The 14,200-nt window shown below is 33.5% G+C and carries 12 protein-coding genes; all 12 read right to left on the bottom strand.

The window, feature by feature from the left end:
• Positions 1–115: 115 nt before the first annotated feature.
• Positions 116–1,231 carry a UDP-galactopyranose mutase gene (glf, locus tag LKD46_RS07810; RefSeq protein WP_330577343.1) on the bottom strand — a complete coding sequence of 372 codons (1,116 nt, stop codon included), beginning with the start codon at positions 1,229–1,231 and terminating at the stop codon, positions 116–118.
• 175 nt (positions 1,232–1,406) lie between these two features.
• On the bottom strand, positions 1,407–2,879 hold the full coding sequence (locus LKD46_RS07805; RefSeq protein ID WP_227573990.1) for an APC family permease: 1,473 nt from the start codon (positions 2,877–2,879) through the stop codon (positions 1,407–1,409).
• A 3-nt stretch (positions 2,880–2,882) separates the two neighbouring features.
• Positions 2,883–4,652, bottom strand: a complete 1,770-nt coding sequence (locus LKD46_RS07800) for a phosphotransferase (protein WP_227573989.1) — start codon at positions 4,650–4,652, stop codon at positions 2,883–2,885.
• 293 nt (positions 4,653–4,945) lie between these two features.
• A complete protein-coding gene (locus LKD46_RS07795) occupies positions 4,946–6,022 on the bottom strand; it encodes an NAD/NADP-dependent octopine/nopaline dehydrogenase family protein (RefSeq protein WP_227573988.1) in 1,077 nt (358 codons plus the stop codon).
• 11 nt (positions 6,023–6,033) lie between these two features.
• On the bottom strand, positions 6,034–6,921 hold the full coding sequence (locus LKD46_RS07790; protein ID WP_227573987.1) for a sugar phosphate nucleotidyltransferase: 888 nt from the start codon (positions 6,919–6,921) through the stop codon (positions 6,034–6,036).
• A 19-nt stretch (positions 6,922–6,940) separates the two neighbouring features.
• The gene (locus tag LKD46_RS07785) at positions 6,941–7,858 is read right to left on the bottom strand and encodes a LicD family protein (RefSeq protein WP_227573986.1); all 918 of its coding nucleotides are present in this window, start codon (positions 7,856–7,858) and stop codon (positions 6,941–6,943) included.
• A gap of 61 nt (positions 7,859–7,919) precedes the next feature.
• The gene (locus tag LKD46_RS07780) at positions 7,920–9,374 is read right to left on the bottom strand and encodes a flippase (protein ID WP_227573985.1); all 1,455 of its coding nucleotides are present in this window, start codon (positions 9,372–9,374) and stop codon (positions 7,920–7,922) included.
• Between the two features lie 99 nt (positions 9,375–9,473).
• On the bottom strand, positions 9,474–10,670 hold the full coding sequence (locus LKD46_RS07775; RefSeq protein ID WP_227573984.1) for a hypothetical protein: 1,197 nt from the start codon (positions 10,668–10,670) through the stop codon (positions 9,474–9,476).
• 53 nt (positions 10,671–10,723) lie between these two features.
• Positions 10,724–11,728, bottom strand: a complete 1,005-nt coding sequence (locus tag LKD46_RS07770; protein ID WP_227573983.1) for a glycosyltransferase — start codon at positions 11,726–11,728, stop codon at positions 10,724–10,726.
• A gap of 19 nt (positions 11,729–11,747) precedes the next feature.
• Positions 11,748–12,773: a glycosyltransferase family 2 protein gene (locus tag LKD46_RS07765; RefSeq protein ID WP_227573982.1), complete on the bottom strand. Its 1,026-nt coding sequence runs from the start codon at positions 12,771–12,773 to the stop codon at positions 11,748–11,750.
• An 8-nt stretch (positions 12,774–12,781) separates the two neighbouring features.
• Positions 12,782–13,696: a glycosyltransferase gene (locus tag LKD46_RS07760; RefSeq protein ID WP_227573981.1), complete on the bottom strand. Its 915-nt coding sequence runs from the start codon at positions 13,694–13,696 to the stop codon at positions 12,782–12,784.
• Positions 13,686–14,186, bottom strand: a complete 501-nt coding sequence (locus tag LKD46_RS07755) for a glycosyltransferase (RefSeq protein WP_227573980.1) — start codon at positions 14,184–14,186, stop codon at positions 13,686–13,688. Before LKD46_RS07755 ends, LKD46_RS07760 begins: the two co-directional genes overlap by 11 nt.
• Between the last annotated feature and the right edge of the window lie 14 nt (positions 14,187–14,200).

Here is a 14,200-nt window from a genome sequence, read left to right as displayed (position 1 = left end):
TATTTAAATCTCTCGTCTAATATACGTAAGTGCCTCAAAACATGGCGCAGGGTAAAATAACAGATTTTCTGTTATGATATCTGCATCATTGTTTGAGGCACTTACGGAATATCAATTAATGTAATTCCTGGTCACAGCACTGCAATGCTGCCGCAATCACTTGATCCATATCATAATACTTATACTCACCCAGACGGCCGCCAAAAATCACCTTCTCTTCCTTTTCTGCCAGTTCCTTATATTTTCCATAAAGAGCACTATTCCTCTCATCATTTACAGGATAATAAGGTTCATCTCCTGGCTTCCACTCAGAACTGAACTCACGGCTGATCACAGTCTTCGGAAGGTCATTACCCTCCTCATCCTTTCCAAACTCAAACCATTTATGTTCGATGATCCTGGTCCACGGAGTTTCACGGTCTGTATAATTCACAGCTGCATTTCCCTGGAAATTCGGCTTGTCCAAAGTCTCTATTTCAAAACGAACAGAACGATATTCCAGAGTTCCCAGTGTATAACCAAAATACGCATCAATAGGGCCCGTATAAACCACCTTATCTGCAATGGCATCCAGTTCTTTTTTGTCCTCCAGATAATCTGTATTCAGGCGAACTTCAATTCCTTCCAGAAGATTTGCTACCAGTTTTGTATAGCCGCCTACCGGAATTCCCTGATACAGTGCATTAAAATAATTATTATCAAAAGTCAGGCGCACTGGAAGGCGCTTGATAATGAACGAAGGAAGATCCTTACAGTCACGTCCCCACTGTTTCTCCGTATAACCTTTGATCAGTTTCTCATAAATGTCACGTCCAACCAACGAAATTGCCTGCTCCTCCAGATTCTCAGGCTTTGTAATCCCCGATTCTTTCCTCTGTTCTTCAATCTTCTCAGCAGCTTCTTCCGGAGTCACAACACCCCACATTTTATTAAAGGTATACATATTAAAAGGAAGACTGTATAACTCTCCTTTATAGTTTGCAACCGGACTGTTTGTAAAACGGTTGAACTCCGCAAACTGTGTGACATAGTTCCATATTTTTTTATTATTTGTATGGAAAATATGCGCACCGTATTTATGCACATTGATTCCCTCAATTTTTTCTGTATAGACATTTCCTGCAATATTAGGCCGTTTGTCCACTACAAGAACTGTCTTTCCTAATCTTTTTGCTTCGTGAGCGAAAATCGCACCGTATAAGCCGGAGCCCACTACCAAATAATCATACATTATCATTCACTCCTCATATTTTGTAATTTTAAAGCTAAAATCATCACGATCTCACCATTGACAACTATAATAATAATCATTTTTGATTCTCAATACCTGAATTTTGCTGTTTCTTAAAAATAACATCTGGAATCATATTAATTAAAAAAGACAGAACTTGATAAAATCACAATAATCAAAACAACATCGGAATAATGTATATTCCCAAGGCAACTATCGTTACTATTATAGTAATAATCTTCCAAATATTATATTCTCTATCCATTTTTTCTTTAGTTAAAACATCTGGTTCTTCAATATCACCAATTTCTTCCTCAATTGAAAGCATCTGATGTCCCTTATTATGTGTATATACATAATAAAATACAATACATACTATTGTAATAATTCCTGCTGTAAGTAAGGCAACTTTATCAGCAAAGAGTAACATAAAGCAATATATTACAATAGTAACCAAACAGCCTAATACGCCTAAAGGAGCTTTATATGGCCTTTTCATATCCGGATAACTTTTACGAAGTCCTATATAGGATAAGCAGCCAATCATATAACATATAGCTAATGAAATCAATGAAACGGAAGCAATATAATTTATAGATCCTGTTGCGATCAAAATAAAGTTAATAAGCCCAACGCCTATTATAGCCACATACGGCGTTTTAAACTTAGGGTGAATCTTGCTAAGAAACGACGGAAGGGCTCCATCTTCTGCCATTGTATAAATATATCTAGCTGGTGCCGCGATACCTGGATTAATTGTAGATAAATCTCCGCCAAATGCGATACCAATACATAAAAGTATAATTGGAAATCCGACTAATCCAACAGCCTTTAATCCCTCAGCGTAAGGCGCATCTGCCACTGCCAAAACACCATAAAATTTCTTAGGAACAAGTCCAACAAGAAACCACTGGAATAATGCATTTAACGCAAATACTAAAAATACAGAGATCTTAAGAGCTCTGGGTAACGTATACTGCGGATATTTCGTCTCTGCTCCCATAGATACGCAAGTTTCAAATCCTGTATAGCACCACCATACAAGTCCAAAGATATACATCATCTCATTAAAAGGTGGTAGACTATTCATTGCAATACCGCCAAAATATTCTATATGTATTTTGGGAATCATGTACAAAAACCAACAAACAGAACAGCCCCAGAAAAAAAACATAAATGCTATCTGCGCCTTCCCGGATTGTTCAATTCCTCGATAATTTAATATTAAAAAAACAGCTACAAGAGCAATCGCAATTACGCGAGAATCCAGCCATGCAATGTTAAGATTAAATTGTTCCAATAGAATTTTAAAATAATTAGCAAATGCAAGTGTCTCTCCTGCACCAATTGCTACAACTGAAATGATATAATGCCATCCTGCCATATTGGCCCAAACCCTGTTTAATCCTCGTTTTGCGTAATTATATGTTCCTCCTGCACAGGGCAACGCAGCGGACATCTCTCCATAAATAAGGCATGGCCAAATTGAAATCAGCAATGCTATAAATGTAAATCCTATAATCCACGATCCCACTAAGCCAATTTGTGCTGAGCCACAAGTAAACAATCCTACCCCTACTACAGTTCCTATCGTCATGCTGATAGATTCTTTTAATCCAAGTACTCGAACCAATTTATTCTCTTTCATATATCATTCTCCTTCACAGTCTAAAATATGATCTGCATACTTTTCTGCCATATCTCGCCAATTAATAAGAGCGTCTCCCATAACTGCTCCACAGGATTCCCGATACAATGCCCATACGTACCAATAATAAGCAATAATAGCCGTATATGCCCAAAAATGATAATACCTCTTCTCAGTATAACTATCTTGTAAATATTCTTTTATGAAGCGTTCCGCTTCATCGAAATCATACATTGCGTCAACAATATAATATCCAACATCGATTCCTGGATCAGAATACCCTGAATATTCCCAGTCAATAAGTATTACATTACCGTCTGGCTTAATCATCCAGTTAGGTTTATAGGTATCACCATGACAAAAACATTTTTCGACCCCATCACCAACAGTCTTTTTATAAAGTAATTCGATCTTCCTTTTTAATTTCTCATTTTTTTCAAAACATTCCGGGGCTTTTTTTCGAAGTAGTTTTTCAATCTCCAATGAATCTTTCCATGGTTCCATCCCATAATCAACTTTAATACCCGAACCGTGAAGTTTTCTGAGTACACTTATAATTCTTTTTGAATCCTTAAACGAATTATAATCCGGTTCTCTGAATTCTGATACGAATACTGATATTTTCCATCCTTCATTAATGTCAGCATAAATGTAAGTAGGATCAATCCCTATTTCTTTTGCTTTAATCAGAGAATTTTTTTCATTTTTACGACTAATAATGCTGTCCGTCCCATCCCCGGGATGACGGTATATGTAATCCACACCATTAATTTCAAAAATAAATGATGTATTTGTCATTCCCTCACTTACATTGCGAAAATTCACGATATCTTCTTCATCGCATCTGAAAATAAGTTTAATATTACGGATAATTTCACTATGTGTATGTCCCTGATACTGGCTGTCAAACCTTCTCAAATCCTCGAAATAGTCAAATTCATAAATATTTCCTTCTTCATATTCTTTAAAATAGAATGATGGCAGATTATTCAGATTATCTTTAACCATCCATTCCCAAAAACTCCGATTATACTTTCCGACAGTCCTGTCTGCTTCCATAAGTTTAATAAAAGCGTTCGAGAAATCCTCATTCCAAAACGAATGTCCAAATAATACTTTTCCTGAATTCCTGTTTTTTTCCATCATAATGATTTTTCCATTTTCATCAGTATCAACATACATCTCATTCGTTTTTTTCTTAATACTTATCCCTGCGTTAAATGTCTGATACTCATACTGATTAAAAGGACTTTCAACAAAATAGCTATCACTTACACATATATACGTGTTTCTCAGTTTTTCTTTTGCCAGGTACAAACTTTCTATGTTATTCTTTATATTAAAAGACTCATTTATTATAAAATTAACTCCATATTTGTCCTCCAAATAATAAAACATTTCTTTTTTGTATCCAAGCACAATCGTGATGTTCTTTATTCCGGCATCTTGAAGCTGCTGAATCTGTCTTTCAATCAGCTTTTCTCCTTTTACTTCAAATAAGCCCTTAGGTTGTTCCAAAGATAAAGGAATAAAACGAGTAGATGCACCAGCTGCTAAAATCACAGCATTATTTACACGATATGGTTCCAAAGCTTCAAGCCCAGTAGCAGTGATTTTAGATCCATTTTTCGCTATCAGTCCCGCTTGTATTAAATAATTAAAAACTTCTTGTTTTTGTAATGACTTTTTAACGTCTAAATCAGAAGAACAATTAATTCGTCCAACGCTACCATTATAAAAACTATTTAATATATTGAATTCATCTTTTTTCATTAACTCTTCTTCCTCTCATGCGTTATTTTGCAAAATATCCATCTCATAACTGATTTGAGTATATTTTCTCTGCCGCTTTAATGCTCTTTGCACAAATATGGATTTTCATTGCTGCCTTCATTTTTTACATTAAGTCTTGTATAAAAGTCAGAAAAGAATCAGTTTGCTGATGATATGTTTACAAAATCAAGAAGTAATATATCTTCACCCAATTTAATCATTTCCGCAGTTATATGCTCTTCTCAACAAGGTATGAAACTGCAGCATCACTTTTATTTACATTTTCGCAACTATTAAAGTGAATAAAAATCCACAAAATCCTGATATGTATTAATTCCGTAATCTTTGAAATTATATTCCTCTCTCTCACCTACAAGATCATGATACCACTGAAGGGTTTCCTTCATATTAGGCACATCAAGATTTACATACTCCGCGATCTGTATTAAAATCACCAGCCCGTATGAAAAATCAGCGGTAAAATATCTTGAATTAAAATCAGGGATATATCCCCCTTCTACTTTTATCGTTGGACTTGTCAGTCCCTTAAATCCGGTAATTCCCGATATCTTCTTTGTCATCGCTTCTGCAGTCGGGCTTTCATAATGAACACACAATGATTTTACATAGGATAAGTTAAACGGCAACGTCTTGCATAACTGCTGAACCTCTGTATCACAGGCGATAAGAAGCTCTGACGTTTCGTTATTCCAGTTTTCATAAAAAAGGGGAACTTTCTTGTAGACAACCCCTTTTTTCCAATCTCCGTACAAATTTCTGAGCCGCGTGGTATGGAGAATAGGGTTCGAAGGAGTAAGTGTAATATTTAAATAATTAGGAAGTGGCGTTGTTTTAATACCAATAATATTTTCAATTATCTTACAGCATTCTCCCGTCTCTTTATGTGGTATCGCAGCCACAAACATTTCATCTCTATATCCAATTGCCTTTACAGTATTTCCATATTCAGTAAGGCGGGCAACACTTGGCACTCTTTGTACCCCGAAAACTGTAGCACCTTTTTTAATACATCCATAAAATGCACACTCTCCACCACCAGTGCCCGGAACAATACATATTTTCAGCCCTGGTTTAACAAAAGGCTCTATTTTCTGTGCATTCAGCCGCATCAGTGTAGCAGGCATGGTCACAAAGACCAGATCAGCATTGGAAAATGCTTCCTTCTCATCATCTGTTGCTTTCTCAATGATTCCACGATGAATAATTTCATTCTCTTCATTTACAACTGTTAAAAGTTTGTTTATTTTTTCCGGTTTTGAGCCGTAAACTACAACCTTGTGCCCATTTTCTGCACAATGAGCAGCAAATTGAGTCCCTATATTCCCTGCTCCTACTATCGTTATATTCATATCAATCATCCTTATCTATATGTTTCATCCAATTGAGCAAGTTCATAATAATTATCTATCTCCATAATATCCTGTTTATTGCATTGTCTTATCTCTACTTTATAATTTTCTTTTTTGAGAATTAAAGGAACTTCCTCCCAGAAAACGCCTTTATTGTCTTTATATATTTCAGCCCAGTCTGATCTTAGTTTCTGACAATCTTCCTTTGTCCAGTAGGAAATACCATAATAATTATAGCAATAGGTATTACCCTTTTGATATTCCGAAATATAACCATCTTTAAGTCTGAATGACCAATCATCTGTCTCCAGTGAATAGGAACCTAAAATATTAGATACATATTGATATTTTCTAAGCACCTCTGGATTTGTAATATATAGATCCGCTTCACAAAGATAACCGTTATTAATCTCTTTCGAAGCTAAGATCACTGAAGATATATTATTTTCTTTATCATACCGGTCATTATCTATAAAACGCACAAATGGATATTTTTCAAGAATTTCATTAAACCGTTCCTTTTTATATCCCCTTATTATTACAATATCTTTAATACCAACCTTCACCAGCGCATCAAGCAACGTATCTATAATTCGTTTGCCATTAACCGTTACCATGGGCTTCGGTCTGTCAGCGGTAGCAGGCATCATTCTTGCTCCAAACCCCGCTGCCATAATAACCGCCTTTTTAACTCTATAGGGTTCAAGTGCTTCTATACCTTTTGAAGTTATAGAAAGCATCTGTTTTCCCTCAATATACCCAGAAATTTTGGCTTCCTGCAAACTTTTAGATACAGTATTCCCCGAAATCTGAATCGCATCAGATATTTCTCTGATTCCATATTCCTTTTTTCCATTTTTCTCAATGAAACATAAAACTTCAAACAAATATCTGTTCACTATCTCACCTTTTCTCTTTCTATCTATTTGTATATTCTGTATATGATTTATCTGTATCAAAGAAAACGTTTCCATGTAGCGAAGTACCTATAACAAATTTCATATAATCACCATATGTCCGCGATAAAATAGCATGATAATTAACTGGTACTGGTATTTTTAAGAATTCAAAATCCATCATTTCACATTTATCAAAATCATCTTTATATCTGTAAAACTTTGTATTCAATGGAGATAATGATAAGGGACCTTTTTTTTCACAGATTATCGAATCATAGCTTACTGCCGCCTCTTCCATTTTTTTATAATAATACAGAGAACTCTTGCTTTTTAGTTTATAAAGTGGATAATATAATGTCTTTATCAACTGTTTTATTTTGCTATCTGATGATGCAAAATCACTCCAGACCAGGCTGGTTTTATAAGCTTTTTCCTTCAACATGGCAACTTTTTTCCGAAGTGCTTTTTCTTCTTCTGCATCATCCGGGATATTATCAAATGGAAATATATCTACAAATATACCTTGATTAAACTTTATATTTTTCCTGGTATCATTTGCCAATATAGCTGCCGTATCAGTTCTTCTGATCTGAACATGTCCGCGCAAAGAACCTGGATCTGTATATTCGGTCTGAAAAAAATACGGATATTTAAATTCTTTCATTCCAACCTCACACAGTTTATTATAATTTTCACGGTCCATTTCAAAATCAATATCATCATCCCATGGGATAAATCCTTTGTGCCGGACAGCTCCAAGGGTTGTTCCGCCATCACTAAAAATCTTTATATTATATTTTTCACAGACTTCTATGATTTTCGCAGTAATATCTAATTCAACCGCCCAGACCTCTTTCATCTTTGATGCTACCGTATATCCACATCTGACTTCCTCATCTAAAAATCCATCTGGCAACTCTATATTTAAATCAACCATTTTAGTATTTATTCCTCCACTCTTCCGGGCATAAAATATGCTATAGAAATATCTTCAAGTATTATTTCCTTCTTCTTATGATTTTCAAAGCATCATAAATAACATTATCTTTTAACACAATTAACATAATTCCATATAATGCCATGCCAAATATGACCTGACATGCAGAAATGCTTATACTTCCCTGATAGTTTCCACCTATAAACAATACTGCCCAAAACATCACAAAACCAGCAATCAGTTTCTTCCAAAGAACATTCAAAATTTTTTTCCAATTTATAAATCCCTTGCTCATGTGAACATAAATAGCACTGATGACACACTCTGCCACAACGCTTGCAAGCGTAGCACCATTTGCACCATATTTATAAATCAATGCCAGATTCAGCAAAAAATTGGTTACTGCTCCCGCAATAATTCCTTTGGAGCTTCTAGCACGCTGACCTGAAGGGGTTAAATATTGCGACCCCATAATATTGCTAATACAGATCACCAACGGTAATGGACTCATTAAATACAGAAGCGTAACTACCGGTTCATAACCATTTCCAAAAAACCATGGAACAAAATTCCTTGCAGCTCCCCAAATTCCAAACATAATTGGAACCGCAAGCGCAAAAATAAATTCGAAGCTTTTATTAATTTTATCCTTAATTTCTTCTGTCCGACCTTCGGCAAAAAGATACGATTGTCTGGAAACCATTACCGTATTCAAAGAAAAAAGCAGACTTTCTATCATACGGATAATTTTTGTCGCCTGCTCATAATAACCGTTTAATTCTTCAGACTTAGTAATTGCGCCAATCATTGTTTTATCTAACACAGTATAAACAGATGTTGCAACTGTAGGTATGAAGTATGCGAACGTCTGCTTTAAATGGATTTTGAATGGATGAAGCGTTTTAAACTCTACTTTCGTTAATAATTTAGGAAGATAAGTCCACATAGAAATATTACCGATCAATCCTGTGGCAGCCATAATGCCTACATACAGGAATATGTCGGTTTCTTTTTTTACAAAAAGAAACAGTAATATAATTCCTGTGATTTTGACCAAAGTATTTCGAATAACAATATATTTAAATTTTTCAAATCCTCCAAAATACCAGGATATATCAAACGCAACCGCCAAAACTGATAAAGTCAGTACACTATAAATTGCTGTATACTGTGTTGAAATAAAAATCCATGCTATCCAAACTATTAATGATACTGCTGTAGTCGTAAGTGAAAGAATTTCAATTTCCCAAAACAATTTAGAAGATGTTTCCGGATCATCACGATGCATTGCTATTTCTCGCTGTCCATAAGAAGCTGTTCCTAAAGCTGCAAATAGTGTAAAATACGTCACTATTGAATTTGTGTAACTATAAATTCCAACTCCGCTAGAACCTAACACTCTGGAAATATATGGTGCAGTGATCAATGGAGTGATTAAAGAGAGCACTTGATATATCGTATTATATATATAATTTTTTTTTATGCTGGTTTGCATCATTTTCTTATGACTTGCCATATGTTATGATTCCTTCATAAATTTCAATTTCTAAAAAATTAAAGTTTAGCTTTCAATCTGTGTTTTATAAAAACTAATCTCTAAATATTCTCAGTGTTATCAAAGTTTTATCTTGATCCGTCTTTGTTTTGTAACCACTCTATTTGGCATCCCTTCTCTTTTCTCATCCGTAATCTTATTGGATAACAATAATTTTATTCCTAAAATTAATAATGGATTCAATGCTGTATTAAACATAATATTATTAATTACTGAAAAAACACATATAGCAAAACACCAACTAATTAATTTAATATTGTTCGTTTTCATAGCATAATGAGAAAGATAAGTATACAAAAACATTATTATTGCAAATAAAATCAATCCATATCCTATGAGCATATAAACATATCCACAATCTATATAAAAATAATGATTAACAAAATTTTGATCTATATATTCTTGGTTAGACTTTATTCTCTGTCCTAACAAATTTACTCCATATTGCTCAAAACCTTGCAGATTAAATTTCAACCTGTAATTAACCATTACATTGAACGCAGATATAATTGCAGAACTCTTATATTTTAAAGATGCTAAAATTACTGATGCTGCCGCAAGCGGATACATAAACGTAGCAATACAGGTCATAAATTTATGCTGCTTATTAACGTTTATGCTTGCTAATATCAAAACAAACAACATGAAAATAATATATACATAGAATTCCAAACGTACTGTACATACTTTATATACCAAGATATGTACAGGTAAACTTAAAATCAAGAACAATCGTTCCATCTTTTTAGACCGAATAAGCCAATAAATTGCAAACGTTTCCATTAAAATAATACATGGAACATTTGAATAATATGCAAATCCCAAACAATGTGCTTTCATATTTTCATGATAATAAATATCATCCGGTATGAACCCCAACAAAGCTGGTATAATAACTATGCATAAAAAGATAGCATTATTTATCACACTACTCTTCACAATTTTACGTACATCAATATGAAGAGATGTAACAATGGATATTCCATATAACGCAAAAGTAATATCATGCATGATAATTGCTGATATAAGTATTACAACTCCAAATAGAAAAGCACTCACAAAATCAAAGATTTTATATTTATCGATGCAGAAAGACCATAAAAATATCACAGCTGATAAGTACTGTACCACTTCACATATTTGAAATCTATTAGCTCCAAACAGATATGAATTTCCAATTACCACTGCTGATAATCCCATGAGAAAATATCCTACTAAATATAAAGTTTCTTTATTAATCTTTATTAATTTTTTCATATCATCCTACTCTGATTTACCTTTTTCCAATAACTCTGATTAAAAAAAATCGACTACTTAAGCATTCCAATCTTCTTAAACAAAATTGTAGTTGGTATAAAAAAACTATAGTTAGTTTTTCTGTTAATTTTAATAAATTCCATAATTTTGCCTTTAGGTCCGTTATACAACTCTTTATTCCGTTTTTTTAACCATTCGTCAAATCTTTTAATTTCATTTATAGCTTCTTTAGGAGACATATGTAGATAAATTACATATTGATTATAAATCGCATATTTAATTCTCAATATAACAATTTCTTTCACCTTGATATTCAAATCATCCTCATGTTTTTTATAAAATGAAACCAGTCGTTCAGTTACTTTTAGATGCTGATCTCGGCGTTTAATCATATTTTCCATATTCATACTCTGTGTCTGAGAACCAAGTAAATACTGATAAACAGGATAATCTAAACATACAAAAGAATTTATATGCAAAAGTGGAAATATACAATATTCCATATCTACATAAAAACAATTTTCATCAATAATTGCCCCCATTTTCTGGATTACTTCTCTACGAAATGTAAGCGAATGCATGTATAATACAACTTTGTCCAATTCCTCCAATCCATGAACTTCTTCATAACTAACCTCATTGTCCCAAGGATTCATCTGCCTTGTTTTTGTTCTGGTATTATATTCAATCTCATCATAAGGATTTAATACCATGTCTGTATCTGTTTTCTCTAAAAATGCTACAAGTCTATTTAAATTTTCACTATTTACCCAATCATCAGAATCTAAAATTTTATAATACTTTCCGCAAGCATATTTAATACTGGTATTAATTGTTGAACCATGTCCTCCATTTTTTTTATTTATCAATCGAATGGAATTTCCATATTTTTCTACATATTTCTGGACAATCTCTGCTGTATGATCTTTTGAGCCATCATTTACTACAATAATATCCAACTGTTCAAGTACATTGGAGCGAATTAATGAATCCAAACAATTTGCAATATCTTTTTCCGCATTATATGCAGCAATACTTAAAGATAATACTTTTTCCATGTTGTAACTCCTATATTTATTAATTATTTTTATCCGTCACATTTTTTATATTTAAAAGCAAAACAATTATTATATTTAAATTATTCTTCAATAATTTTAGCAAAATATAGTGATCCTTCTGCAATTTTTTTCTCACTACATCTAAGTACTTTGTGTTTTCCTGGAACATTCCATCTTTACGAATTTTTTTCAAGTATTCTACCTGTTCTCTCATGGATTTCCAGTGATTATAGCGCGACTGTGTAATTGCCCGCCCAGCCGTTTGCAATACTTTTATAGCAAACAATTCATCAAAGTTTGGAACTTCCCACTTTCCACTCTGTTTTTCGATTTCTTCAAAGATTTTTTTAAATGTAAAATAATAATTTCCATCAAACTTACCCGTCATTCCTGACCCACAACGATAATTATAGATAGTCTCATTTAGATATACAAAGGTTTTTGCATTACTAAAAAATTCAATTGACTGCAATGTGTCTTCTCCTGTGCTGATTCGTCCAAATTGCTGATATTTTTTCTCCACATCAATGCAGTCTCGTTTAATCATTTTTCCACACACACTCACAATACTGTGGTAGCAGAGAAATTCTTTTAAAACGTCTTTTCTCTCTACAATACACTCCTTATTACTAGTAAAAATATCTTTAAATGCAATTGTTTTATTTTTTCCATCATAAATATTGTGATTATAAATGACGATATCAGGATATTTATATTTTTTTACAATCTTCTTCAACTTTACAAGTGCTTCATCCTCAAGCAAATCATCTGAATCACAATTTATAACATAATCACCTTTCGCCTGCTTAAATCCAAAACGTCGTGTCCATAAAAGGCCATGATTTGTGTTGTGATATACCATTATTAAGTTTGGATGTCTTCTCTGATATTCATCACAAAGCGATCCGCTTCTATCTGTAGACCCATCATCCACCAAAATTATTTCATAGTTTTTTTCATCATCGATTTGATAAATTATCGATTCCAGGCAATCTTCAATATATTTTTCAACGTTATATACTGGTACAACAATACTAAACAACATAATTTCCCTCACAATTTATTAAGGAGAACCTTGATATCGTATGTCAGATTCAACCCTTTATTATAAAAATTTATATATCTCTTATTCAACAAACTTTTCTTAGCTTTGAATGATTTTTTGTATCCACATACTTGCTTTGCCAATGTCGCATATTCAGGTACCATTATATTTCCATAGCCTTTTAGAAGTTCTTGCATCTGTGCTTCAACATTGTATTCGTTCAAATATTGATTCACCTGTTTAAAATACGCAGGTAAACTTCTTCCCAAACCAACTGTATTTCCTCCATGCTGTCGGTAGCTCATATGCGGTTTCGTATCAACAAATACTTTTCCATTCAAGCAAAGACACACTTTAAGAATCCATGTATCATGCATTAGCATATACTGTGGCTCATACTGAATTACTGCATTCAATAATTCTCTATTAAAAACACCTGTACATCCTGCAAAATCAGATAGAATAAATCTGGTTATCAATGTTCTTTTATCATTCAATTCATGATTTGATAAGAAATTTAGGTTTCTATCAACCAATCGTTGCCCACAATAATATAATGCCGGAATTCCTCTATTTACTGATTTCAACGATTGCACTGCAATATATAATTTATCCGTATCCCAAACATCATCTTGATCAGAAAAAGCAATATAATCCCACTCGAATTTTGCAGATTTTTTCATCAAATCAAAATAACCTTTTTGAACATTTAAATGCTCTCCTGTATACCAATTCAACTTATTGTTTTTTGAATAGCACTCAAGAATTTCTTTTGTTTTATCGTTCGAACCATCATCCCTTACAAGAATATCGACTTGAATATTTTTCTGCCGTAAAATGCTATCTAGTTGCTCCTGTAAATACTTTTCTCCATTATATGTTGCCATTATTACTAATACTTTAGCTATCATCTCATCTTCCATACATTTCACCTACCAGCTTTTCCAGTTCCTCGTTGAACTTCTCGTTATTGCTGATCATGCCATGACCCATCCCAGCAACAATCTTGTCATAGTTTGTTATAATATCTCCTAGCGTTTCAATATCTTCTACATCAATAATCGTACCCATACGTTTTGACACATTACGCGCAAACTCCACTTGGTGATCATTGACATGCTCATTGAACTGATGCTGCCGTGGCACGACAATCGGCGTCTTTCCAATCTGCAGTGGCATAATAAAACTCGCTGGTCCTCCGTGGGTAATCACAATACGAGCATCTGCCACATTTTTGACCATCTGCTGATAAGGGAGTAATTTACTCCACTGGCAACATTGGGGCCTGTATGTACTAAATCCCGTTTGAATAATCACATCATCCTGAATTGTTCCATTTTTTTTCAATTCGTCTATTTTTTTGAGCAACCGATTAAATGGTTGTTCATGTGTTCCTACCGTCACAAAAATCATCGTTTTCGTCCCCT

Source organism: Blautia fusiformis, from assembly GCF_020686995.1.
In the GTDB taxonomy this organism is placed as follows: Bacteria; Bacillota; Clostridia; order Lachnospirales; family Lachnospiraceae; genus Blautia_A; species Blautia_A fusiformis.
This window is presented reverse-complemented; position numbering and strand designations above follow the sequence as displayed.